The organism is Enterococcus sp. DIV2402 (assembly GCF_017426705.2).
GTDB lineage: Bacteria > Bacillota > Bacilli > Lactobacillales > Enterococcaceae > Enterococcus_F > Enterococcus_F lowellii.
The window spans coordinates 476267-502006 of sequence record NZ_CP147251.1; the positions used below are offsets into that span (position 1 = coordinate 476267).

The following is a 25740-nucleotide window of genomic DNA, read 5'->3' on the forward strand; positions in this document are numbered from 1 at the left end:
TTTGTCTAATACTTTTTAATCAAAATGTTTCTGAACCGTAAAATTTAAGGATCCAACGGAAATTTGCTATCACCTCCTGTAGCATTGTCTACCTTCATAACTAAAGCTGCATCTTCAGAAGTTAACGTGTATTCTTCAACATTTTCTGCATCATCTAAATCATTAAGAGTATCTTCCAACGAGACATCTTCATATTTATTTTCTAAAAACCTCAATGCAGCTTCACTTCTTGCTATTTCTTCTTGATACATAATTAATTCTTCAGCAGAATAAAAAGTTTGTTGTCCTTCTGGAAATTCTTCTACTAATTCTCTTTCTTCCTCGATTTCATTAGCTAATACGATAGTTTGAAACGATGGAGAAATTACTCCTAATAAACATTATTGTTGCAACCACACTTACCCAAAACTTCTTTTTCATTTCCTTATATTTAATATGGCTTAATTATATATTTAATTTTTTATAAAAAACCACTTTTGTTCTAAACGTCGTAAATTCATGCTTGAACGTCATATTTTTTATAAATTACTGATTTCAGTATCGATTAGCCTAGCAATCTCCAACTCATAAACGTCCATTATCTTGGAACAATCGTCACTCTTGGAAATATAAATGATAGCCAAGTAGCGATTGCTCGTTACTTGTTATCTAATCGATTACGCCCTGTATTACCATATACAAGACCTCGAGGAGATAAACCACTCTTTCGAAAAAATGACTTTGTTTATGATGAATTTTTTGATTGTTATTTATGCCCAGAAAATCAAGTGTTGTCCTTTTCAACGATTTCACGTGACGGCTACCGAGAATACAAATCAAAACCCTCTATTTGTAAACACTGTCCGTTATTAGAAAAATGTACACGGAGTCAAAAACATCAAAAAATCATTACTCGTCATATCTGGCAAGATTCGTTGGATCAGGCAGAGGAATTACGCTATACAGAAACCAATAAACACTTATATAAGCGACGCAAAGAAACAATTGAACGAGTCTTTGCCGATGCGAAAGAAAAGCATGGTTTGCGGTGGACAAAATACCGATCCTTGGAAAAAGTTGCCGTACACACGATGCTTACGTTTGCTGCCATGAACCTGAAAAAATTGGCGACGTGGTTAGTAAAAGGGTAAGAGATCTTTATTTTTTTTTTTGACAATTTTAAAAAAATAGACTGAAAATCTCTAAATGAGAGATTCTCAATCTATTTGTTTACAGTCTCAGAGAACTTTTTTATACTTTTCGGCGTCGCGCAAAATCTACAAAGCGGAATTTGTCTAAACGATGAATCGATTCGGTATACTCAAAACAACGAGTATCTTCTAAATACACTAAACTACGGACAGTAACAACGTGTTGATCTTCTGGATGTAGATTCATCAAATCACGTAATTCTTTATTGACAGGGTCCACTGTAATTTCTTTTTGTGCGTAGGCAATCTCTAAGCCTAAATCATTTTCAAAGTAATCATAAATTGATTTTTCCGCTTTGTTTTCAGGTAGCTCAGGGATGATATCAGCAATCAAATAGTCTTTGTCTAAAATCACGACCTCGCCATCAATTCGACGTTGACGAATGAGGCGCCATGCTTCAGCTGCGACAGGCCAATCGGTAATCTCGTGTAACGAAGGAGAGACCGCAATTTTGCGAATCTCTACCACACTGGTTTCACTAGGAATTTGCTGAGCTGTTTGTAATTCTTTAAAACTGGTTAGTCCAGAAATTGGAAAATCAAAACGATTTAAGTCTAAGACAATCGAACCTTTGCCTTGTTTTTTTTGGATATAACCAGCATCACGTAATAAATTTAGGGCTTTACGAACAGTTTCTCTAGAAACACTATACATTTTAATCAGTTGGTTTTCACTTGGTAACAGTGTATGGGGCGGATATTCTTTGGCTAATATTTTTTGTTCTAAATCTAGAAAAATTTCTTTGAATTTATTCATCACTCACCCTCCTCCAATCCATTATAGCGACAGGGAGTTAGGAAAGCAAACCACTATTTTTGTAATAATTCAGCAACAGAAACATCTGTTAATTTATTGACAATTAAATCAGCACCGTGTAATTCTTCACCAGAATATACACCCACCGCATACATGCCAGCTGCTTTGATGCCATCTAAACCAGCTTGAGCATCTTCAAAGCCAACTGCTTCAGCTGGGGTAATCTTGATAGCTTCTGCTGCACGGATAAAGATTTCTGGGTCAGGCTTTCCTTTTGTTAATGTGGCAGGGTCAACAATTGCATCGAATGCCTCTTGAACGCCTAATTTTTCTAAGATAAATGGCGCATTTTTAGAAGCTGAAGCAATGGCACATGGTACGTTTTGAGCTTTTGCTTCATTTAAAAATTCTTGGACTCCTGGCAATAAATCGTCTGGCGTTAAGTCTTGTAACAATTCAACATAGTGTGTATTTTTCTTTTCTGCTAAGGCTTCTTTTTCTTCTGTTGTGTAAGCATCCGCTTTGTTTCCATAAGCTAAAATACGTTCCAATGAATCCATACGACTAATGCCTTTTAATTGTTCATTGAATTTTAAATCAATTTCAATGCCGATTTCATCAGCTAAATCTTTCCATGCTAAGTAATGGAATTTGGCTGTGTCAGTAATGACACCATCTAAATCAAATACAAATCCTTTTTTCATCTTATAATATGCTCCTTAGTAGTTGATAGTTGCTTGTTTATTGGCTGTTAATTCAATTGGTTGACCGTTCACTTCAATTGTTGTTGCTTGGTCTGCAGTAACTTGTAAAGCTGTTTTTGTAGCTGTGACGTGTAAATGAATGCCACGAATAGTTAAGTTGAATGTAATAGCATTCCAGGCTGCTGGTAAATTTGGCTCAAAGCTAATCATAGCTTTGCGAATATCTAATCCAGCAAAGGTTGTTAATGGAATAAATAAGGTTGCTGCCATTACACCCGCGTGAATTCCTTCAGCAGTAGTACCGCCTTGAATATCACGATAGTCTGAGTATAGAGCTTCTTGATAAAGTTTCCAAGCTAAATCTTGGTCATCCACCATTGCGGCTAATTGAGCATGAACGACACGAGAAAGAGTAGAACCATGAGACGTACGTTCTAAGTAATAATTTAAGTTACGTTCTACGTAGTCATTAGGCAATTGATAGTTCAAATCTTCTAAAATTAAGCGCACTTGTTCTTTGGAGAAATTATAGAAAATCATTAAGCTGTCCGCTTGTTTAGCAACTTTATATGCGTCTGCTGATTCGCCTTCTGCATTTAAGATGCGATCCATACGGTAAATATTGCCATATTTTTCTTTATAGTGATCCCAATCTAAATCTTTTAAGTCAAAATACCCTTCGAATTGAGCGATAATCCCGTCTTCGTTAATTTCTAAACCTAATTGATGTTTCATGGCAGCCATTTTTTCTATTTGTTGTTGTGTAATCCCTGCTTTGGCTTGAATGGATTGGACAATTTCTGATGAGAGTTGTTCGTTAAGACGTTCAATTTCTTCAAATAACCACACGACCATCATATTTGTATAGGCATTGTTTTTCAAACCGCCTTTTTCAGCATTTGGATAGCTTTCATGAAACTCATCTGGTCCCATCACACGGTCGATAAAGTAACGTTGTGTTGTTTCATCGAAAGTTGCGGCACTTTGCCAGAACTGTGCGATTTCCAACATTAGCTCTAAACCATATTTTTCCATAAATGCAACATCATTCGTATTGTGCCAGTACTGCCATACGTTGTAAGCAATCGCTAAGGAAACATGACGTTGCAAGCGACTATGATCTTCTTTCCACTCACCACTGATTGGATTTAAGTGTAGCTCTTGCGATTGTTCTGTTCCATCTAAACCAGATTGCCAAGGGAACATAGCACCTTCATATCCGGCTTTTTTCGCATCTTTTTTCGCCATTTCCAAACGGCGGTAACGATAGAGCAATAATTCTTTGGCTGTTTCAGGAAAATGAATAATATAAAACGGTAAAATAAATAATTCATCCCAGAAAATATGTCCACGATAGGCTTCTCCATGAAGTCCACGAGCTGTCACACTGGCATCTAAATTCTTATTGCCATTTGGTGAAGCTGAAGCTAATAAATGGAACGTGTGTAAGTTTAACATTTTTTGTGACATTAGATCGCCGTCAATTTCAATGCCAGCGGTCGCCCACAAAGCTTTCCAAGCTGCAGCTGATGCTTGATAACTTTCTTCAAAAGTAGGAAAATCAGCAGAAAAATCGATCGTTGGGATGTCTTCATGTTCGCGATATTGGTCGACAAGAACGGTTTTTTCAAAGGTATAAGCCGTTCCTTCTTGTGCTTGAAGGGTTAATGTTTGACTAATTTTGGTATCCGTTTCTTCGGTTGTTAATTCGGCTAACGTTTCGTCATAATATAATTTAGCTTGTTGGGCAATTGTGATATTTGATGTGTTTGTTTTGGCTGTTAATGCCACATAATTGTGATTTGTTTGTCGCTTGGTTACTTCTAAATGTTCACGTGACAAGCTACGGTAGCGGGCAACATTATAGTTATAAACGGCACCATCTGCTTCTGATACCACTGTAATATCTCCAGAAAAATTCAACGGTGTAAAGGTATAAGAAAGGTTAAATTGGTGCACATTTGCCATGCTGGCAATTTTTTTCGTATGAATGGCTAATTCTTTCCCATCCGTCAATTGAACCGTAGTCCAAGATTCAAATAAACCAGTTTTTAAATCTAAGCGACGTTTCATTGAAAGTACTTGGTTATTAGCAATGTCTACCCGTTCATCATTTACGATTAGAAAGATTTTTTGTAGATTGGGTGCATTAACGAAATCTTCATTGTAAATGGTACGATCAGCGACTTGCGAAGCAGCAGTGTTGTATAAGCTTGCTAAATAAAGTGCTGGATAGTTTTCATCCGCAATTTCCATTTCTGGTGTGGTTCCACGTAAACCTAAAAAACCATTGCCGACTGTTAATAATGATTCAACAGAATATTCATCTTTTCCTGGTATATAGCCGTGATAAACAACCTCCCATGGAATATTTGTGGCATTGTCAATTGCTCCTACAACAAATGGACGGTTGGTTTTTTCAGTTAAATATTGAGCTAATTCAACGATTTGTCCATCGATTTTAACGATTTCTTCTTTGTTAATTGAACCTTGAGTGACCTCATGTTTGCTGATTATTTCAGTTAATTGCTTGATACGGTCTGTAATATCTCCCTCTAAGCCAATTGTTGTGTCATTTGCTAAAGTAACCGTCCATTTTGTAGCTTGTACATCTATTTTCATTTTATTTCCCCTTTCTACTTGTCTATACATGCAACCAAAGTATAACGGAAAATGAAAGCTTTTACAACGAGTTTATTTGTTTTTTATTTATAAAAATGGGAAAAAGGTTTAAAAATCTAAATTTTATGAATGGAAAAATTGTTTATTAAAGTTGATATATCAATGTTTTTAACGAGTTTAATAAATTTTTTTTGTGAAAAGATAATAAAACGCTTGCATTATAAAGAGTCACAAGTTATGATTAATTTGTAAATACACATGTATATACAAATTAAGTGTTAGGAGGATGCAACAATGGGAAAATATCAAGCTGATGCCGAGAAATTGCTTGAATTTGTTGGAGGAAAAGAAAACATTGCAGCAGTAACACACTGTGCAACACGGATGCGTTTTGTTTTAAATGATCCAGCAAAAGCGAATGAAAAAGCAATCGAGGAGATACCAAGTGTTAAGGGTATGTTTACGAATGCTGGACAATTCCAAGTAATCATTGGAAACGATGTCTCAACATTTTACAATGATTTTTCAGCAATTTCAGGAATTGAAGGCGTTTCAAAAGAACAAGGAAAGGCTTTGGCAAAACAAAATCAAAATCCGTTACAACGAGCGATTGCTGTTTTAGCCGAAATTTTTACACCATTATTACCAGCTATTATTGTCGGAGGTTTGATTTTAGGTTTTCGTAATTTATTAGAAGGTGTACAAATTGCAGCACTTGGTCAAAAAATTGTTGACGGTGTAGCCGCAACCAATGTGGACGGTACACCTATTTATCAGACAATTGTTGATGTCTCACAATTTTGGTCAGGCGTAAATAGTTTCTTATGGTTACCAGGGGAAGCCATTTTCCACTTCTTACCAGTAGGAATTACCTGGAGTATTACTCGTAAAATGGGAACTACTCAAATTCTAGGGATTGTCCTAGGGATTACGTTAGTCTCACCACAATTGCTAAATGCTTACGCTGTGAATAGTACAGCGGCAGCAGATATTCCATTCTGGGACTTTGGTTTTGCTCATGTCAATATGATTGGATACCAAGCGCAAGTTATTCCAGCGATGCTAGCCGGATTTACTCTGGTTTATTTGGAGAAATTCTTTAGACCGAGAATTCCTGAAGCTATTTCAATGATTTTTGTCCCACTCTTCTCCTTATTGCCAGCCATTTTCTTCGCTCATACTATTTTAGGTCCGATTGGATGGAAGATTGGTACAGGAATTTCTTATGTCGTAAACGCTGGATTAGAATCACCGATTTCATGGTTGTTTAGTGCTATCTTTGGAGCAGTTTATGCACCATTAGTTATTACTGGATTGCACCATACAACGCTTGCGATTGACGCACAATTAATTGCTGATTTTGGTACAACGAACTTGTGGCCAATGATTGCTTTATCAAATATCGCACAAGGTGCAGCAGTATTTGCGGTATTGTTCTTGCACCGTACAGATACAAAAGAAAAAGAAATTTCATTACCATCAGGGATTTCTTCATGGTTAGGCGTTACTGAGCCTGCGATGTTCGGGATTAACTTAAAATATGTGTATCCTTTTGTCGCAGCGATGATTGGTTCAGGTATTGCTGGAATGTTCAGTAATATCATGGGCGTTCGTGCCAATGCAATTGGGGTTGGTGGTTTACCAGGTATCTTAGCTATTAACGGAAATATCGGTGGTGGTTGGTTCGCCTTTACGATTGCGATGGCTATTGCGATTGTCGTGCCATTTATCTTAACGATTGTATTCCGTCAACGTGGATGGTTCAACAAAATCGATCGTGTTGGTGAACAAGCTGTTGCAGCAGGTGACGCAGTAGACGTACCGGTTGCAGTAGAAGCAACACCAGAAACAACTGCATCAAATGAAGTGGTAACAGAAGAATTATTTGCTACAGTTAATGGAACAGTAATCGGAATTAGCGAAGTGAATGATCCTGTATTTGCTCAAAAAATGATGGGCGATGGCTTTGCAATCCAACCAACCGATATACATGTCTTTTCTCCAGTTACTGGAACAATTACGAGTGTTTTTGATACGCAACATGCAATTGGAATTTTAACCCCAGCAGGTGCGGAAGTACTTGTACACATGGGCTTGGATACAGTTGAATTAAAAGGTGCACCATTTACTGTTAAGGTCAAAGCCGGTGACAATGTTACGTCTGAAACTGAATTAGCGGAAATGGATTTGGAAGCAGTAATAGCTGCTGGAAAAGCAACCGATATTGTAACCGTCATTACGAATGCAGATCGTGTTGCTGGTCTAACTGTAACGTTAGGTGAAGCTACTGCTAAAACACCGATTGGTAGAGCCGAAATTTTAAGCTAAACAAAATTTCATAACAATAACAAATATGCTAGAAAATCTTTAACTCAAAGATTTTCTAGCATATTTTGTTGTTACAAGAAGGATAGAAAACAAATGCATTTTATTTGGTTAATAAATTTTAACAATATCTAGGGGCCAACATGGTAAATTTTTATTTATTGAATAATCTCGTTCAAGATTAAAATCTATTTTTTTTATCTTGTCTTGTCACTGACGTCTATGCTATGGTTTGAGTAATAACTTTAAGGAGGCGCTTATGGTTCAATTAGTTGCAGTTGACATGGATGGGACATTTTTAACGGCCGATAAGACGTATGACCGAGGACGTTTTGAAAAAATTTTAGCCGAACTAAAGCAACGCCAGATTAAATTTGTGGTTGCTAGTGGGAATCAGTACGCACAATTGACTTCTTTTTTTCCAGAGAGTCAAGAATTGACCTTTGTGGCAGAAAATGGTGTGTTGATTTACGACCAAAATGAGTTGATTCGCGAAAGTCATTTTGAAAAAGAAACACTGATCTCGATGATTCATTTTTTACGAGAAAATTATCCCGAAGTCAATATGGTATTAAATAGTATTCAAAGTGCGTATATGGAACGCCATCTGCCCGCAGAATTTCAGCAATTTGTGGCATTTTATTGTCATGCGTTAGAGAAAGTTGATGATTTATTAGCGTTAGATTTTGAAAAAGAAAAATACGTAAAATTTGCCTTAGGAGTGCCAACTGCACAAACAGAAGAAATTGCACGAGCGATTTCGGCGGCATTTCCAGACAAAGCACAGGCTGTTTCCAGTGGTCATGGGAGCGTCGATATTATTTTGCCCCATTATCATAAGGCGAATGGCTTAAAATTTTTAGCTGACTATTGGCAAATCGACCCACAAGATATGATGGCATTTGGCGATGGCCATAATGATTTAGAAATGTTGGCGTATGTAGGACACAGTTATGCGATGGCCAATGGGGCTCCAGCAGTTTTACAAACGGCTAAATTTATCGCACCTTCGAATAATGAAAGTGGCGTTTTACAGGTGCTTGAAGACTTTTTATCACAATAGGAGAAGTAGATGATTGAAAATCAAACGTTAACGATTGATCAACTAGAAGCCGGCGAGACATACCGAAATTGTCGTTTGCTACCATCTGGAAAGGGTATCTCATTTTCTGATATAGTATTTGATTGCTGTGAGTTTGAAAAACAACGCTTTACATACAGTGAGTGGTTAGACTGCACGTTTAAAAATAGTGTGTTTTCAAATCAAGATTTTTCAGATAGTGTCTTTTATCGTTGTTCATTTAACCATTGTCAACTTTTAGGAACAAATTTCTCACATAATCGTTGGAAAGAAACTCGAATTATTGACTCACGTGGCGATTATCTCAATTTTAGCGATTCTGTGATGGAGAAAAATGTATTTGAGCAAGTTTCTTTAAGAGAAGCCTTTTTTAAACAGGTAACAATTAAGAAAAAATTGCTTTTTGATCAATGTGAAATGAATCAAGCAGATTTTTCCGAGACGAAGTTAGCACAAGTTGATTTTTCAACTAGTGAGTTTGAGACACTCTATTTCTCACCACAACTAATGAAGGGTGCGGTCATTTCTCAATATCAAGCAGTACAGATGATGGCGATGATGGGTGTGAAAATTCGATAGGGCAGGGGATTGTATAAGCCTATTTAACCGAGAGATATCCGAATTATATTAGAGCTTGCCAGCAGAACCTGGTCGCAAATTCATTAGAATGTGCGTCATTCACTCTATATAGTTCGGCTATTTTTTTACGTTACGACCTCTTTTTTAGTTAAAATAGCTTGATAGAACTAGGTTTAATTACAATCTATTAAAAATATTTCTAGAAATAAAAGTTTCTCAGTGCCTATACAAGTGAAATTTGCTATGATAGAATACAACACGACTATTTTCGAGTAGGTGGAAATATGGAAATTATAGAGAAAGCACCCGCAAAAATCAATTTGGGCTTAGATATTCTGCGTAAAAGAGAAGATGGATATCACGAACTTGAGATGGTCATGTCTAGTGTAGATTTAGCGGATCGTTTAACATTTGAAACGCTCCCTGAAAATAAAATCATTGTGGAGACAAATAAAGCATTTTTGCCGATTGATAAACGTAATAATGTCTATCAAGCAGCGGCAATTTTAAAAGAACGCTACGGGATTCAAGAAGGTATTAAAATTTCTATTGATAAACATATTCCAGTAGCTGCTGGCTTAGGTGGTGGCAGTACCGACTGTGCGGCGGCTTTAAGAGGAATGAATCGTTTATGGCAACTCGACTTATCTATGGATGAGTTAGTGTCGATGGGCGTAGAAGTTGGTACAGATGTTCCTTATTGTTTGTACGGCACGACTTCGTTTATTGCAGGTAAAGGAGAAATTGTTAGACCATTGATTCCGATGCCCCAATGTTGGGTGGTGTTAGTTAAACCACGTATCAGTGTATCTACGCGTAAAATTTTCCAACAAGTCGAACTGGAACAACTGTCTCATCCCGACATGCATCAATTATCTGAAGCAATTTTAAACCAAGATTATGAGATGATGTTAGCGCATATGGGCAATAGTTTAGAAGATGTGACGATTCCGAAACATCCCGTGATTCAGCAAATTAAAGACCGTATGCTAAAATATGGCGCTGATGCAGCCTTGATGAGTGGTAGTGGTCCAACCGTCTTTGCTTTATGCAAGAAATATTCGCGTGCACAGCGCATTGTTAACGGTCTAAAAGGCTTTTGTGACGAAGTGTATCTTGTACGCACCTTAAAATGATGCTAGAAAAAAAGCGAACCTTCTTTGATAAGAAGGCTTCGTTTTTTATTTGCTCGCCTTTTCCTTGACGAAATGCCCGCTGTTTGATACATTATTCCCTGTCATCAAATCGTAAACTTTACGATTTGTTTATTCAAAGAAAAAGTGAGGATCGTAAAAAAATGAAAAAAATCCTTTTAACAAGCATATTTTTAATTGGTAGCTTTCTGTTAGGTGCGTGTGGACAAAGTCAAGAAACAACTGATGAATTAAAAATTATGACAACTTTTTATCCCATGTATGAATTTAGTAAGCAGGTCGTTGGCGATGAAGGTGAAGTGGAATTATTAATTCCTGCTGGTACCGAAGCACATGATTACGAGCCAAGTGCCAAAGATATTGCTAAAATTTCAGAAGCGGATGCGCTTGTCTACAATAGTGAAGACTTGGAAACATGGGTGGAACGTTTAGGTGAAAGTGTTGATATACAACAAACAACCTTTATCGAAGCGGCTGGTCAAATTGATTTAATGGAAGCCGGCGCAGAAGACGACCATGACCATGAAACCGAAGAACATCACCATGAACATGACCCACATGTTTGGGTGGATCCAGTATTAGCAATGAAAGAAGTTGAAACGATTCGCGATGCATTAATTGAAAAATTCCCAGAGAAAAAAGCAACTTTTGAAAAAAATGCGGCAGCGTATTTAGAAGAACTAAATGCGTTAGATCAAGAATTCCAAACGGCTTTCAAAGATGCAAAAAACAAAACGTTCGTGACTCAACACGCAGCTTTTGCTTATTTAGCAAAACAATATGGATTAACGCAAGAATCCATTGCAGGAATTTCGCCAGATGAAGAACCAAGTCCTAGCCGTTTAGCAGAATTAAAACATTACGTAGAAGAACATAATGTCAAAGTTATTTATTTTGAGGAAAATGCTTCTTCAAAAGTTGCAGAAACCTTAGCTCAAGAAACAGGTATTTCATTGGAAGTGTTAAATCCATTGGAAAGTTTAACAAATGAACAACTAAAAGCAGGCGAAGATTATATCAGTGTGATGCGTGACAATCTGGACGCATTAAAAGCAAGTATTCAATAAGGAGGCGCGCGTGTGCATTATATAGAAGTAAAAGATTTAACATTTTACTATGATGATGAGCCGGTTTTAGAAGGCGTGAATTATCATGTAGATGCAGGTGAATTTGTTATTTTAACAGGTGAAAATGGTGCAGCCAAATCGACACTAGTTCGCTCAACATTAGGATTGTTAAAACCAGCAAAAGGTCAAGTGACGATTGCCAAAAAAAATACAGAAGGCAAACGTCTAAGTGTGGGGTATATTCCGCAACAAATCGCCTCATTTAATGTTGGTTTTCCTAGTACAGTTTTGGAATTAGTCCGTTCTGGACGTTATCCGAAAAATCGTTGGTTCAAAAAATTAACGCAACGCGACCATGACCATGTGCAAAAAGCGTTAGAAGCTGTGGGAATGTGGGAAATGCGCCACAAACGAATTGGTGAATTATCCGGTGGGCAAAAACAACGTATTAGTTTGGCACGTATTTTTGCGACGGATCCAGATTTATTTATTTTAGACGAACCAACCACAGGAATGGACGAAGAGTCACGTAATAATTTTTATCGTTTGTTGCGTCACAGTGCGCATCAACATGGAAAAGCGATTTTGATGATTACTCATGATCATGAAGATATTAAAAACTATGCTGATCGCCAAATTCGCTTAGTACGAAAGGAGGATTCTCAATGGAGATGCTTTCATATGAATTCATGAGACGGGCCTTTTTAGCCGCTATTTTTATTGCTGGGATTGCTCCAATGCTAGGCGTATTTTTAGTTATTCGTCGTCAATCACTGATGGCAGATACTTTGTCGCATGTCTCTTTAGCTGGTGTAGCATTGGGTTTCTTTTTAAATTTAAATCCAACGATTACTACGATGTTAGTTGTTATTTTAGCTGCGATTTTGCTTGAATATCTGCGTATGATGTATCGAAGTTATTCAGAAATTTCGATTGCTATTTTAATGTCGGGTGGTTTAGCTTTAGCTTTAGTCTTGATGAACCTGAGTGGTGGTAACTCATCGACAAGTATACAATCCTATCTGTTTGGTTCGATTGTCACGATTACTTCAGATCAAGTGGTCTTCTTAGGTATCTTATTTGTAATTACTACAGTGTTATTTTTATTGTTTAAAAAACCAATGTATGTCTTAACCTTTGATGAAGATACAGCGCATGTCGATGGTTTACCTGTTCATTGGATGTCAATGATGTTTAATGTGTTAACGGGTGTTGCGATTGCTGTGATGATTCCGATTGCGGGTGCATTACTTATTTCAGCTATTATGGTCTTACCTGCAGCTATTAGTATGCGTTTAGGAAAGAGCTTTAATATGGTGATTTTGATTAGTGTGATTATTGGATTAGTGGGAATGATGACTGGTTTAACGAGTTCTTATTATCTATCAACCCCACCAGGAGCAACGATTACCCTGGTTTTCATTGCCTTCTTTTTAGTTGTGAATCTTATTCGTCGTCTGATTATTATGATTCAACGGAAAAAACAAGCAAAAAATTAACAAAAAGTGTGAGAAACGAAAATTTCTTGCACTTTTTTTATTTACTGTTAATAAAGTACGAACATTTTTTTAAATAAACAAGAAAATACTCGAAAAAATCTGTGAAAAGCTTTATAATAAGGAGAAACAATTTAGAAAAGGAGTTGAAGTGTGTGAAGGTTCGTCGTAGTGAACGATTAATTGATATGACCCATTATTTATTGGATCATCCTCATGAATTGATTTCATTGACTTTTTTTGCGAAACGTTATGAGTCAGCGAAGTCGTCAATTAGTGAAGATTTAGCCATCATTAAAAAAACATTTAGAGAAAGAGGAACAGGACTGCTAGATACCATTCCTGGTGCAGCAGGCGGCGTTATTTTTGTACCTATGATTTCTAAAGAAGAAGCCAGAGAATATGTTGTTGCCTTATCTGAACGTTTGTCAGAACAAGACCGTCTGCTTCCAGGTGGTTATGTTTATTTATCTGATTTATTGGGAGAACCAGAATTATTACGCCAAGTCGGGCGAATTATTGCCTCTAAATATTTAGGAGAAAAAATTGATGCTGTGATGACCGTTGCAACAAAAGGTGTTCCAATTGCTCAAGCAGTTTCCTATTATTTGAACGTTCCGTTTGTAATTGTGCGTCGTGATTCAAAAATTACAGAAGGTTCGACTGTAAGTGTCAATTACGTATCTGGTTCGTCTGAACGCATCGAAAAAATGGAGTTATCGAAACGCAGTCTAAAACGAGGTTCACGTGTTTTAGTCGTGGATGACTTTATGAAAGGCGGTGGAACAATTAACGGAATGCAAGGATTGATTGAAGAATTCGAAGCTGAGTTAGTTGGAGTAACCGTGTTTGCTGAGGCGAAATTCCGTGGAGAACGCGCGGTAAAAGAATACAATTCGTTATTATTTGTCGAAGATGTAAATACGCAAACCAAAACAATTTCTGTAGTACCTGGAAATTATTTTGATGAAGAATAAAAAACTGAGTTCCAACATGCCGTGTTGGAACTCAGTTTTTTTGAACAGTGTGACGATGAAGCTAATAAGATAAAAAAAGAGTAGAAAACGTGGGACATAGTAATATTTGATAGGTTCAGTAAGTTGAGATAAGAAGAATACGTTTACATAATGAGAGGCTTTTTGTAAACTAGAGCTAATACTAAGCGAAGGAGCATGACATTATGGAACAAACACTTGTAATTATCAAACCCGATGGCGTAGAACGTCAGTTAGTTGGTTCAATTATTCAACGATTTGAAGCTGCGAACCTAAAAATGAAAGCAGTCACTATGACGATATTGAAAGAGACTGTTTTAAACGAACATTATAGTCATCTCATTAATCAGCCGTTTTTTCCGAAGTTAGTCGCATATATGACAGAGGGACCAGTTTTGTTACTTATTTTAGAAGGAGAGCAAGCGGTGACCCGTGTGCGAAGACTGATTGGCGCAACCGATCCATTACAAGCAGACATTGGCACGATTCGTGGTGATTACGGCGTGAATCAAACCCGTAATTTAGTTCATGCTTCAGATTCACCAGAAGCTGCACAAATTGAAATTGCCCGCTTCTTTGGGAAATAAATTGGTCTAGCTGTAAATGCACCGATATAGTTGAAAAGTTCCCATAATTGGGCTACACTTAAAAAAGCAAAAATCGAATGGAGTGAGTTACGTGGATACACGTTACGCAATTATTTTGGCCGCAGGAAAAGGCACTCGTATGAAATCAACTTTATATAAAGTGTTACACCCTGTATGCGGCAAACCAATGGTGGAACATATTATTAATCGTGTGGAAGAAACGAAACCAACAGAAATCGTGACAATTGTTGGTCACGGAGCAGATAAAGTTCAATCGCAATTGGGCGAGCGTAGTCAATATGCCTTACAAGCAGAACAATTAGGGACAGGACACGCAGTCATGCAAGCGGCAGATTTCTTAAAAGGTAAAAAAGGCACCACGTTAGTCATTAGTGGCGATACGCCATTATTAACGTCAGAAACCTTGGACAATTTATTTGAATACCATCAAGGAAAAGGTGCGTCTGCGACCATTTTAACTGCTCATGCAGAAAATCCAACAGGGTATGGTCGGATTTTGCGGGACCATGTGGGCATTGTGGACCGTATTGTGGAACAAAAAGATGCGACTCCAGAAGAAGCACAAGTCAAAGAAATCAATACTGGGACGTATTGTTTTGATAACGAATTATTATTCGATGCCTTAACAAAATTAAACACCGATAATGCGCAAGGTGAATATTATTTAACCGATATTATTGAAATTTTAAAAGACGAAGGCAAAAATGTAGCTGCGTATCAAACCCAAGATTTTGACGAATCATTAGGGGTGAATGATCGTGTAGCACTCGCAGAAGCCAATCGTATTATGCGTACGCGGATCAATCATCAACATATGTTGAATGGTGTGACTTTTGTTGATCCAGCAGCGACATATATCGATGCAGGCATTGAAATTGGTGCAGAAACGGTCATTGAACCAGGTGTGTACTTAAAAGGCAATACAGTCATTGGTGAAAACTGTGTGATTACCGCACAATCACAAATCATTGACAGTATCATTGGGGACAATGTAGTGGTCAAATCATCAGTAGTCGAAGAAAGCACGGTTCATTCCGGAGCAGATGTGGGCCCGTATGCGCATTTACGTCCAAAAGCCGAAATCATGGCAGATGCGCATATCGGTAACTTTGTCGAAGTGAAAAACGCCACTGTTGGTGAAGGCACCAAAGTAGGCCACTTGACGTATGTTGGCGATGCGACATTAGGCAAAGACATCAATGTTGGCTGTGGCGTTGTTTTCGTGAACTATGATGGCAAAAACAAATATCAAACGGTTATTGGTGACCATAGCTTCATTGGTTCAGGTGCTAACATTATTGCACCAGTCAATGTGGCAGCCAATAGTTGTATTGCGGCAGGTTCAACAATCACAGAAGATGTACCAGAACATGCGTTAGCCATTGCACGTGCACGCCAAGTAATTAAAGAAGATTACGCAAAAAATTTCCCTTATATGCAATAAGTTAGCCGAAAGTCTTGATTTATTTGTAAAAAATGACTACTATTTACTAGGAAGATGATTCTAGTAGATTGTAGTCTTTTTACTAGTCGAATGTATAGAAAGTGGAGGTTCTCATGTCGAATCAATATTCTGATCCAAAATTAAAGATTTTTGCGCTAAACTCTAATCGTCCATTAGCCGAAAAAATCGCTGCTGCAGTAGGTGTAGAACTAGGTAAATGTTCAGTCAAACAATTCAGTGATGGTGAAATCCAAGTCAACATCGAAGAAAGTATTCGTGGTGCGCATGTATACATCATTCAATCAACAAGCAACCCTGTAAATGATAACTTAATGGAGTTATTAATCATGATTGATGCCTTAAAACGTGCTAGTGCAAAAACAATTAACGTTGTCATGCCTTATTATGGTTATGCTCGTCAAGACCGTAAAGCACGCTCTCGCGAACCAATTACAGCAAAATTAGTGGCAAATATGATCGAAAAAGCCGGTGCAAACCGTATGGTAACACTAGACTTGCATGCATCACAAATTCAAGGATTCTTTGATATTCCAGTGGACCATTTAATGGGTGCACCATTAATTGCAAATTATTTCTTAGAAAATAATATTCAAGGCGATGATGTCGTAGTTGTATCACCAGACCATGGTGGTGTGACACGTGCTCGTAAATTAGCAGAATTCTTAAAAGCACCAATTGCTATTATTGACAAACGCCGTCCACGCGCGAATGTTGCAGAAGTGATGAATATCATTGGTCATGTTGAAGGCAAAATTTGTGTATTAATTGATGACATTATTGACACAGCAGGAACAATTACTTTAGCAGCCAATGCGTTGAAACAAGCTGGTGCCAAAAGTGTGTATGCGTCTTGTACACATCCAGTCTTGTCTGGTCCAGCCTTAGAACGTATTGAAGCATCAGCAATTGAACGTTTAGTTGTAACTGATTCAATTAATTTACCAGAAGAACGCAAAATTGATAAGATTGACGAAATTAGCGTTGGCAACTTAATGGCAGAAGCAATCAAACGTATCCATGAGAACAAACCAGTCAGCCCATTATTTGAATCAAAAGAAGCGTTTATCAAATAAATATCGACTGACAATATAAGTTGAAATAAAATAGAAATACCCAAACTATCGAGCATTGGCTCTATATAGTTTGGGTATTTTACTTTCTATAAAGCTATTTTTATCAAAAACAAAAAAATGCAACCCTTTTCAAAAATGTGTTTGACAGTCAATAAAAATTATGATAGCCTTTTCATTGTAGGTTTTCGTCAAACGAAAATGTACATAAAATTTGATTAGGAATGTTATCTGTAAAGAGCATAACCTATAACTGCATCCAAGCTACAAGGGACAGTTATGGGCTTTTTTTGTTGTTTTGGAAAAATATTTTTAATCTGGGGAAAACTAGGAGGAAGAAGAATATGAAGAAATTATTGGTTGCTGCAGGTGTATTGTTTTCATTTGGATTAGTGTTAACAGGTTGTCAAAGTGGTGGTACCACTACAAGCGAAACGGTTGCTGAGTCGACAACTGTGAAAGATGAAGTTGCTGATGAGCTAACATTATATGTTGTCCGTCATGGAAAAACAATGTTAAATACGACAGACCGTGTTCAAGGATGGTCAGATGCAGTGTTAACGCCAGCAGGTGAAGAAGTTGTTACCGCAGCAGGTATTGGTTTGAAAGATGTTGATTTCCAAGCAGTTTACAGCAGTGACAGTGGTCGTGCAGTTCAAACAGCAAACTTGATTATGGATGAAAATACAGCATCTGATCATTTAGAAGTTCACACAGATCGCCGTTTACGTGAGTTCAATTTTGGCACTTATGAAGGTGATTTAAATCATACTATGTGGCAAGATATTGCTGATGATCGTGGCGTAACTCTAGAAGAATTTTTGGCGAATTTGGATCCAGCAGAATTTGCTGATAGTGTGGCTAAATTAGATAAAGAACACATGAAAAAAGAAGGTATTGAAGAAGGTATCAATTGGCCTGCGGAAGATTACCAAACAATTACCGATCGTCTAACAGAAGGATTAGATGCAATTGTTGATGAAGAAGCTAAGAATCCAGGTACAGGAAATATCTTAATTACATCTCATGGTTTAAGTATTTCTGCTTTATTGGATACGTTGTTTGAAGATTTTGAAGTACCAGAAGGTGGATTGAAAAATGCTAGTGTGAATATCATCAAATACAAAGATGGCGAATATACACTAGAATCTGTTAATGATATGAGCTACGCTGAAGCAGGCGAAGCGGCAGCAAAATAGATATAAATAAGAATGAGAACGAAGAGGCTGGTCAAAAGGCCTCTTTTTTTGCGTTTCAAAACGTAGTTGCATCCGAAGATTTTAACCAATTAAAGAATAGAGTCACTAGAATCATTAAAAGTAAAATTGATAGACAATGTTAAAATAATTCAAAAACGGCACGTATTTATTCTTACTACAGGTGAAAGTTTGGCAAGTACAAGAGGAGTGTTTTTTATTTGTTTTCTTAAAAATAGGACGTTCAAGCATAAATTCTTGACGTTTGGGCAAAAACGATTTTTGTTTAAAAATTTATGTTACTATAATGAAAATATATAAGCGTACGTAAAAAATAGGACATGTAAGTTTAAAGGATGGGTCCTTTAATTATAATCCAAATAGGATGATGGTTGCACTATCGAGTGAAGAAAAAATTATTTTTGTAACGAAAGAATACGACGAAATTCAGTGCATAAACTTACTAAAAACTAAATGGTCTTTTCTAAGTAAAAGGAGTTGTTTTATGAGCTATAAGAAGAAAAAAAACATATTTATCCTGTATATTTTTTATTTGATGGCACAGTTAATTTCAAACGGAATAGATGGCAATTGGTCTTTCATTTATTTAATAAAAGAAAATGGCAGCGATATTTTGGGTTTCATGATTGGCATTTTTTTATTTTTTTATCTTGATAATGATTAATATATGATGATAACTATTACGGAAGATATATGTTCGTATTATAGTAATCCTAAATCTGTAAAAAAAGGAACAGGGCAAACTGTTAACGGTGTTTGGAATAGTTTAAATCCAATTGCCAAACAAAAATTAGTTACAATTTAGTTAGATAGTCGTATAAGGAGAAAGTAGTCTATAAATATATTCAGTTTGTAGAATCAAATGCTGAAGATACTAAGAAACAATTGTTACTGTATGATACTGTAATAGGAAGAAAGACAAATAAAATAAAAAAATATCCGAACGATACAAAATGAGAGCTATTAGAAACTCTTTGTATCGTTCGGATTATTGTTATTAAAAAGAGTGATGACGTCATCATTTAAAACCGTTCACTACAAATACGTCTATAGCATCTCACTGCTTTTTATTTCTTATAAATATTTTTCAATGTTAATGGTGCGGCAAAAGTATGGTAGTTTAAGCCTTCAATTGCGTCATTTTGTAAGACAGATTGTTGATTTTGGCTGATAATAATCATGCCCGGGTTTGTTTCAATGACTTCTTTTTCAGCTGCTATCAATGTTTCCCAACGTTTTTCTAAATCGTTCGCGTATTTGATAGAAGCATCGTCAAGTAATTGATCATAGGCTGGGTTTGAGTAGTTACGGTCATTGCCAGAATATAGGGTCTTTAATGTTGAAATTGGATCTTTATAATCTGGTGTCCAATAAATCAAGAATAAATCGTAATCGCTGTCTCGTCCTAAGTTCAAGGCTGTTTCAGTTGGTAAAGCTTTTAGTTCGACAGTTAAACCAGGGAATGTTTCTTGGAGACTATATTGGATACTTTCTCCCATTTTTTTGTAACCACCATCATCCGTAACCATTAATTCAAGTGTGATGTCATTGCCTAATTCGGCTTTGGCTTCTTCCCAATACTTCAAGGCTTCATCTTTGTTGTATTCCATCAAATTGCCCGCTTCTTCACGGAAATCAATGCCGGTGGTTGGATTGCTAACAAATCCTTCTGTTACCGCACCATACAGAGGTTTTGAACCATCTGCCATGACATTGTTCACTAAGGTTTCTTTGTCGATACCCAACGCAAGAGCTTTACGTAAATGAATGTTTTTAAGTGGGGTATCTTTGCCTCCGCGAACTTGATTCATGCGGATATAGTTCATCGTTGCAGTTGGATAGGAATGGAAGTCTTCATTATTTAAATTTTGTTTTGCCAACTCACCAGTTAAGGTAGCGACATCTAATTGACCATCATTGAATAAATTCAAAGCAGTTGAAGCTTCTTTGATGACATCATAATGGATATTTTCGGCTTTGACATTGGCTTTGTCCCAATACTTGTCGTTCTTCACTAAATCCCAACTTGTTTCAGATTGTTTCCAGTTTTCGACGATGAAGGGTCCGTTATAAACCACACTTTCACTATCTTTCCCATAATTATTTCCAAATTCTTTTAATGCTGTTTGATTTTGTGGGAAGAATGTTGGAAAAGTGAGCAATGACGTAAAATAAGGTTTGGCTTCACTTAAATGAACTTCCAAAGTTTGGTCGTCCAAAGCTTTTACCCCTAGTTCATCCACTTCTTTTTCACCTGCTGAAATCGCTGCGGCATTTTCAACCGTATCAATTAATAAAAAGCTATAAATCAAAGCATTTTTTGGATCAATCATTTTTTTCCAAGCAGTTTCAAAGTCATGTGCAGTTACTGGTTCATCATTACTCCAAACAGCATCGTCTCGTAAAGTAATCGTATAAGTTTTACCATCTTCAGAAATTTCAGGCAATTCTTTCGCTACGGCAGGAATGACGTCATCATTTTCATCTAACGCGTATAAACCTTCAAAAGCTGCTGTGTGAGTAATTGCATCTGGAAAATCTAACATATTAGAGGTATCTAACGTTGTTAATTCTGATGCAGACATCAAATTAATTGGTGTTGCTTCTTCTTCTTTTGGTGCGCCTGTTGAACACCCTACTAGTGCGAAAGCAGCAAGGGCACCTAACCAAATTCCCTTTTTATTCATTTTATTCCTCCTAGTTACGGTCGACTAACATCCAGACAACTACTGCGGGTTCATCGCCGTCATTATAATTGATGTGACCTTCGCCTTTTTCAATTAATTGCGCATCACCTGGTTTGCCAAGTAAATCTTGTCCATCCTCCAAGATTGTATGTGCCGTGCCAGAGATGACGTACGAATATTCATCTTGGTCGTGGCGAGCAAAACCTTCTGCTGGACTTTTTTCACCGGGTTGTAGCGTAATTAAGCCCATCGTGACACGCTCGTTTGGTTGGTTCTTTTGGTCAAAAAAGATAGTCATCTTTTCAGCCAGAGTTGGTTTAATAATCATAGCAGCGCTCCTCTCTTTATTACACCTAATAATACTTGAAACCGTTACAATGTCAATCGTTCAAAAGTTTTTAACGGATTAAAAGAGAAAAAAATTGCATTAAGGTTTTCAATACCTAAAAACTATGCTATGCTTTTGCTGTAGTTAAAATTAAATAGAATCTACTCGCAAAGGGGAGTCCATTTGGGCTGAGATTGAGTTTACTCTAAACCCTCCGTACCTGTTTCGATCATTCGAGCGTAGGAATTGTGACGAGTTGAAGTGTACATTAGATATATCATCCACTTCTCCTTTGTGAATTGTAAAGATTCTGAAGGAGGAGTTTTTTTATGCGTTCATCAACAACAAAAATTTGGGTGGAAGGAACTATTTTGGCCGCTTTAGCGATGGTCTTATCATTTATTCCTTTAGACATTGGTTCAAGTTTTTCTATTTCACTCGGACAAATTCCCATTGCCGTTTATGCGTTGCGACGTGGTCCTAAAGCCGGTTTATTAGCAGCGTTCATTTGGGGGATTTTGCACTTCCCAGCTGCCAAAGTTTACTTTTTAAGTGTCATTCAAGTCTTAATCGAATACCCTATTGCCTTTACTTTTGCTGGTTTAACAGGTCTTGCAGCAACTAAATTACAAAAAGCAATTGCTGCGGGAGATACGATAACTGCTCGCAAACAAATTGTTTCAGGAGTCTTTATCGGAGCTTTGGCACGATACTTCTGGCATTTTGTAGCTGGTTGGGTCTTTTGGGGAATGTATGCGTTATGGGGCATGAGTCCAGTCGTCTTTTCTTTAGTAATGAATGGCATTAGTGGCTTGGCAACGGCGCTTGTGACGACAATTGTTTTATTGGTGCTTTATCGCATGAATCCAACGATTTTCGTTCCTAAAGATACCTTGAGATAAGGAGTAGTTGATGGATTTTGTAACAATTGCCCGCGATGCTGCTCAGAGAAGCTGGGAAAATAGCTTGGCACACCCGTTTATTCAGGAATTACATCAAGGAACATTATCGGAAAGTTGTTTTCGTTATTATTTATTACAAGATCGCTATTATTTGGAATCGTTACAATCCGTTTACCTAGCTATTGGTCAACAAACAGAACTTCCACAAATAAAAATGATGATGGAACAAGGTGCGAAGCGTTTAGTAGCGGGCGAAATAAGTATTCGCGAAACTTTTTTTGAACGATTGCAGATTACGGAACAAGAAGTTCAACAAACGCCGCTTGCAACGGTCCCAAAACGTTATGTTGCACATATGCATCAGCAATTACAGCACTCTGTTTCTGTTGCTTTTGCAAGTTTATTACCTTGTGCTTGGTTGTATCAAGAAATTGGTTTAGCGTTGTCTTCGGGGTCACCACACCCAGTGTATCAGCGTTGGATTGAAACCTGTATTACACCAGAAAGTATGGCAATTGTTGCTCAAGAAAAAGAATTATTGAATCAGTTATATCAAAAAGCAACAGCAAGCGAACGCCATCAGATGATAGAAGCATTTGTGACAAGTGTCAAAATGGAAGAAGCTTTTTGGGATATGGCGTATTATTTCAATAGATAAAGGAGTCCATTATGGGAAACCAAAAATTACAGAAATTAACGTATCTAGCAATGATGATTGCGTTAGATGTTGTGTTATCACCACTGTTTCGAATTGAAGGCATGGCACCTATGTCGAGTGTGATGAATGTCTTAGCAGGTGTATTATTAGGACCGCTTTATGGGACAATCATGGCATTTGTCTGTGGTGTGATTCGGATAACTTTATTAGGAATTCCCCCGTTGGCTCTTACTGGGGCAGTATTCGGTGCTTTTTTTGCAGGGCTGGGTTATCGTTTGTATCCTTCTGTCGTTTCTTCGATGGTTGGAGAAATTATTGGTACAGGAATCATTGGTTCATTATTGTCTTATCCTGTAATGGTTTGGTTCACAGGTAGTAGCAGTGATTTTTATTGGTTGATGTATACCCCTCGTTTTATCGGTGCAGCTTGTATTGGTTCAGTGATTGCCTTTCTCATTTGGCAAAAAGCCAAAACGATTGCAGTGATTCAAAAAATTCAACGATTATACAAAGGAGTCTCGATATGACAAATTGGCAAGCAACACTCGCACACTATTTACCTCTGAAAAAAGCGCCCTTGGTTCATTGTATTACGAATGAAATTACCAATGAACTACTAGCAAATGGTTTATTGTTTGTTGGTGCCAAACCGATTATGGCAGAAGACATTCGGGAATTTCCAGATTTATTTAAAAGCACAGATGGCGTATTATTAAATATGGGAAGAATGTCAGTTGCCCGTGAAGAAGCACTCGTGAAAGCCAGCAAATTAGCCAACAAATCAGCCAAAAAAGCAGTGGTTGATATCGTTGGGGCTGCAGCGACGCCTTTACGCTTTGATTTAGCACATCTACTAGCTAAACAACAACCAAGTGTGTTAAAAGGCAATATTTCAGAGTTGCGCGCATTTTGTGGCTTAACTTCTGCTGGCCGAGGTGTTGATGGCAGCGCGTTTGATCAAGAAGACACAGCAATTACCGAATTAATCCAAGCCTTGCAACAGCAAGACCCAGAGATTACGTATTTAGCAACAGGTAAAAAAGATATCGTTGTTAAAGGGGAGCAAGTGTGGTTATTAGAAAATGGCGTCCCAGAGTTGGATTGCTTTACTGGAACAGGGGATTTAGTCGGTGCGCTAATTACGGCATTTTTAGGTGCGGGCTATGAGGCAGTAGAAGCAACTATTTTAGGTGTTAGTTATTTGAACTGTTGTGGTGAACGAGCGAAAGAAAAATTAGTACCAACAGTTGGCTTAGCGGATTTTCGTCATGAAACATTGAATCAATTGTCCTTATTATCACAAGATATTACTTGGAGCCAACAAGTGAAGGGGAGAAAACGATGAAGGAATTAGCTTTATATTTAGTGACACAACGTTATGGCAATACCGAAGAGTTTCTACAAATTATTGAAGAGGCGTGTCAAAATGGCGTAACTTTAGTGCAGCTACGTGAAAAAAAACTCTCTACACGTGAATTTTATGAATTAGCGCAACAAGTCAAGGCGATTACCGATCGTTATAGTGTACCTCTGATAATTAATGACCGTGTGGATATTTGTTTAGCCGTTGATGCGGCAGGTGTGCATATTGGTGATGATGAACTACCTGTAGCAATTACTCGTCAACTCATTGGCAATAAGTGGTTAGGAGTCTCAGCTAAAACGATTGACCGTGCGCAAGAAGCGCAACAAGAAGGGGCAAATTATCTGGGAGTAGGAGCAATTTTTCCAACAAAAACCAAAGATACGCCCTTAACTTCGCTGGCAACATTACAAGAAATTACCGAGGCAATTACCATCCCAGTAGTAGCTATTGGAGGAATTACTGAAGATCGATTGTCAAGCTTTAATGGACTTAACATTGCTGGTGTGGCGGTCGTTAGCGAAATTATGAAGGCTGAATCTGTTGCGGAAAAAGTTCAAAACATGCGTAAAAAAATTCAAGAATGGGAGGGGAAATAAATGGAAAATAGCACACCGCAAGTAGTAACGATTGCCGGTTCAGATTCCGGTGGTGGTGCAGGTATTCAAGCTGATTTAAAAACTTTTCAAGCGCGACAAGTTTTTGGTATGAGCATTGTCATTGCGTTAACCGCTCAAAATACATTGGGGGTACAAGAAAGTTATCCCATCCCCTGTGAATTCATTGATGCGCAGTTTGCTTCTTTAGCTGCTGATTTTGCCATTAAAGCGTCGAAAACAGGTATGTTAGCCGACAGCGAGCATGTTGCCGCAGTTATTAAAAATTTGAAAACATATGATTTTGGTCCATTAGTTGTCGATCCGGTGATGATTGCTAAAGGAGGACATCCTTTATTAACAGAAGATGCGATTCAATTAATTAAGGAAGAACTATTGCCATTAGCAACCATTGTCACACCAAATTTACCTGAAGCCGAAGTTTTAGTCGGTTATGCGATTGAAACAGAAGCCGATATGCAACGTGCCGCTCGTGATTTACAACAACTGGGTGTACAACATGTTGTGATGAAAGGTGGACACAAAGAAGGTATTGAGTCTGCTGACTACGTTCTTTTGGCAGATCAAACTAGTTTCTGGTTACGTACGCCACGAATTGCTACCAAAAATACCCATGGTACAGGCGATACTTTCTCTTCTTGTATTGTTGCTGAATTAGCAAAAGGAGCAACCGTCAAAGAAGCGATTATTACTGCCAAAAAATTCATTCAAGGAGCTATTCAAGAAGGGATTTTTGTTGGTCATGGTCATGGTCCAACCAATCATTGGGCACAATTGAGCGAAGATGTTCGAGTAGAAGAAAACGCGAATGAGACATATTAAATGTCTCGCTCGCGTTTTTTTTCGACAATTGTT

The 25740-nt window shown here is 37.5% G+C and carries 25 protein-coding genes, 1 pseudogene and 1 riboswitch; of the genes and pseudogenes, 20 read left to right on the forward strand and 6 right to left on the reverse strand.

The features are described from left to right. Positions 1–44: 44 nt before the first annotated feature. Complete coding sequence (locus tag DOK78_RS02265) at positions 45–251, reverse strand: hypothetical protein (protein ID WP_207941933.1); 207 nt, start codon at positions 249–251, stop codon at positions 45–47. A 318-nt stretch (positions 252–569) separates the two neighbouring features. Here DOK78_RS02265 and DOK78_RS02270 point away from each other — a divergent pair. Beyond that, positions 570–1115, forward strand: a pseudogene (locus DOK78_RS02270) (transposase); the annotation flags it as partial. 115 nt (positions 1116–1230) lie between these two features. On the opposite strand, the gene treR reads toward DOK78_RS02270, so the two are convergent. Genes treR through DOK78_RS02285 form a run of 3 tightly spaced genes read right to left on the reverse strand, consistent with a single transcriptional unit; the run spans position 1231 to position 5273 of the window. Further along, entirely contained in the window at positions 1231–1947 is a 717-nt protein-coding gene (gene treR / locus DOK78_RS02275; RefSeq protein WP_207941934.1) for a trehalose operon repressor, read from the reverse strand. A gap of 53 nt (positions 1948–2000) precedes the next feature. Next, positions 2001–2651, reverse strand: coding sequence for a beta-phosphoglucomutase (gene pgmB / locus DOK78_RS02280; RefSeq protein WP_207941935.1), 651 nt, complete (start codon positions 2649–2651; stop codon positions 2001–2003). Between the two features lie 15 nt (positions 2652–2666). Then, positions 2667–5273 carry a glycoside hydrolase family 65 protein gene (locus tag DOK78_RS02285; RefSeq protein ID WP_207941936.1) on the reverse strand — a complete coding sequence of 869 codons (2607 nt, stop codon included), beginning with the start codon at positions 5271–5273 and terminating at the stop codon, positions 2667–2669. Between the two features lie 294 nt (positions 5274–5567). On the opposite strand from DOK78_RS02285, the gene treP reads away from it, so the two are divergent. From treP to DOK78_RS02350, 13 genes are all read left to right on the forward strand, one after another. Next, positions 5568–7601 carry a PTS system trehalose-specific EIIBC component gene (gene treP / locus DOK78_RS02290; RefSeq protein ID WP_207941937.1) on the forward strand — a complete coding sequence of 678 codons (2034 nt, stop codon included), beginning with the start codon at positions 5568–5570 and terminating at the stop codon, positions 7599–7601. Positions 7602–7857: 256 nt separating this feature from the next. Then, positions 7858–8661: a Cof-type HAD-IIB family hydrolase gene (locus tag DOK78_RS02295; protein WP_207941938.1), complete on the forward strand. Its 804-nt coding sequence runs from the start codon at positions 7858–7860 to the stop codon at positions 8659–8661. A 9-nt stretch (positions 8662–8670) separates the two neighbouring features. Next, positions 8671–9258, forward strand: coding sequence for a pentapeptide repeat-containing protein (locus tag DOK78_RS02300; protein ID WP_207941939.1), 588 nt, complete (start codon positions 8671–8673; stop codon positions 9256–9258). A gap of 284 nt (positions 9259–9542) precedes the next feature. Beyond that, positions 9543–10394 (forward strand): 4-(cytidine 5'-diphospho)-2-C-methyl-D-erythritol kinase, encoded by an 852-nt coding sequence (gene ispE / locus DOK78_RS02305; protein ID WP_207941940.1) that lies wholly within the window; start codon positions 9543–9545, stop codon positions 10392–10394. A 161-nt stretch (positions 10395–10555) separates the two neighbouring features. Continuing rightward, positions 10556–11479, forward strand: a complete 924-nt coding sequence (locus tag DOK78_RS02310; protein WP_207941941.1) for a metal ABC transporter substrate-binding protein — start codon at positions 10556–10558, stop codon at positions 11477–11479. Between the two features lie 12 nt (positions 11480–11491). Continuing rightward, a complete protein-coding gene (locus DOK78_RS02315; protein WP_207941942.1) occupies positions 11492–12172 on the forward strand; it encodes an ATP-binding cassette domain-containing protein in 681 nt (226 codons plus the stop codon). Continuing rightward, positions 12145–12978 carry a metal ABC transporter permease gene (locus DOK78_RS02320; protein WP_207941943.1) on the forward strand — a complete coding sequence of 278 codons (834 nt, stop codon included), beginning with the start codon at positions 12145–12147 and terminating at the stop codon, positions 12976–12978. Before DOK78_RS02315 ends, DOK78_RS02320 begins: the two co-directional genes overlap by 28 nt. 152 nt (positions 12979–13130) lie before the next feature. Further along, a complete protein-coding gene (gene purR, locus DOK78_RS02325; RefSeq protein ID WP_207941944.1) occupies positions 13131–13952 on the forward strand; it encodes a pur operon repressor in 822 nt (273 codons plus the stop codon). Between the two features lie 203 nt (positions 13953–14155). Then, on the forward strand, positions 14156–14557 hold the full coding sequence (ndk, locus tag DOK78_RS02330; RefSeq protein ID WP_207941945.1) for a nucleoside-diphosphate kinase: 402 nt from the start codon (positions 14156–14158) through the stop codon (positions 14555–14557). A 91-nt stretch (positions 14558–14648) separates the two neighbouring features. Further along, on the forward strand, positions 14649–16022 hold the full coding sequence (glmU, locus tag DOK78_RS02335; RefSeq protein ID WP_207941946.1) for a bifunctional UDP-N-acetylglucosamine diphosphorylase/glucosamine-1-phosphate N-acetyltransferase GlmU: 1374 nt from the start codon (positions 14649–14651) through the stop codon (positions 16020–16022). 113 nt (positions 16023–16135) lie between these two features. Further along, positions 16136–17116 (forward strand): ribose-phosphate diphosphokinase, encoded by a 981-nt coding sequence (locus DOK78_RS02340; RefSeq protein ID WP_207941947.1) that lies wholly within the window; start codon positions 16136–16138, stop codon positions 17114–17116. A 341-nt stretch (positions 17117–17457) separates the two neighbouring features. After that, on the forward strand, positions 17458–18312 hold the full coding sequence (locus DOK78_RS02345; RefSeq protein ID WP_207941948.1) for a histidine phosphatase family protein: 855 nt from the start codon (positions 17458–17460) through the stop codon (positions 18310–18312). A gap of 502 nt (positions 18313–18814) precedes the next feature. Further along, positions 18815–18994: a hypothetical protein gene (locus tag DOK78_RS02350; protein ID WP_207941949.1), complete on the forward strand. Its 180-nt coding sequence runs from the start codon at positions 18815–18817 to the stop codon at positions 18992–18994. Positions 18995–19397: 403 nt separating this feature from the next. Here the strand turns inward: DOK78_RS02350 and DOK78_RS02355 are convergent, their stop codons facing one another. Then, positions 19398–21017, reverse strand: coding sequence for a peptide ABC transporter substrate-binding protein (locus DOK78_RS02355; protein WP_207941950.1), 1620 nt, complete (start codon positions 21015–21017; stop codon positions 19398–19400). Positions 21018–21027: 10 nt separating this feature from the next. Further along, positions 21028–21345, reverse strand: a complete 318-nt coding sequence (locus DOK78_RS02360) for a cupin domain-containing protein (protein WP_207941951.1) — start codon at positions 21343–21345, stop codon at positions 21028–21030. Between the two features lie 161 nt (positions 21346–21506). Continuing rightward, positions 21507–21608, forward strand: a riboswitch (TPP riboswitch). Positions 21609–21674: 66 nt separating this feature from the next. On the opposite strand from DOK78_RS02360, the gene thiT reads away from it, so the two are divergent. From thiT to thiD, 6 genes are read left to right on the forward strand one after another with little or no spacing between them, the layout of a single operon-like run. After that, positions 21675–22247, forward strand: coding sequence for an energy-coupled thiamine transporter ThiT (thiT, locus tag DOK78_RS02365; protein ID WP_207941952.1), 573 nt, complete (start codon positions 21675–21677; stop codon positions 22245–22247). 10 nt (positions 22248–22257) lie between these two features. Then, the gene (gene tenA / locus DOK78_RS02370) at positions 22258–22905 is read left to right on the forward strand and encodes a thiaminase II (RefSeq protein ID WP_207941953.1); all 648 of its coding nucleotides are present in this window, start codon (positions 22258–22260) and stop codon (positions 22903–22905) included. A 53-nt stretch (positions 22906–22958) separates the two neighbouring features. Continuing rightward, the gene (thiW, locus tag DOK78_RS02375) at positions 22959–23432 is read left to right on the forward strand and encodes an energy coupling factor transporter S component ThiW (RefSeq protein WP_243430689.1); all 474 of its coding nucleotides are present in this window, start codon (positions 22959–22961) and stop codon (positions 23430–23432) included. After that, positions 23429–24250: a hydroxyethylthiazole kinase gene (locus DOK78_RS02380; protein ID WP_207941955.1), complete on the forward strand. Its 822-nt coding sequence runs from the start codon at positions 23429–23431 to the stop codon at positions 24248–24250. The genes thiW and DOK78_RS02380 overlap by 4 nt, the downstream gene beginning before the upstream one ends. Further along, entirely contained in the window at positions 24247–24867 is a 621-nt protein-coding gene (gene thiE / locus DOK78_RS02385) for a thiamine phosphate synthase (RefSeq protein WP_207941956.1), read from the forward strand. Before DOK78_RS02380 ends, thiE begins: the two co-directional genes overlap by 4 nt. Further along, on the forward strand, positions 24868–25707 hold the full coding sequence (gene thiD, locus DOK78_RS02390; protein ID WP_207941957.1) for a bifunctional hydroxymethylpyrimidine kinase/phosphomethylpyrimidine kinase: 840 nt from the start codon (positions 24868–24870) through the stop codon (positions 25705–25707). It begins immediately after the preceding gene. Positions 25708–25740: the final 33 nt, after the last annotated feature.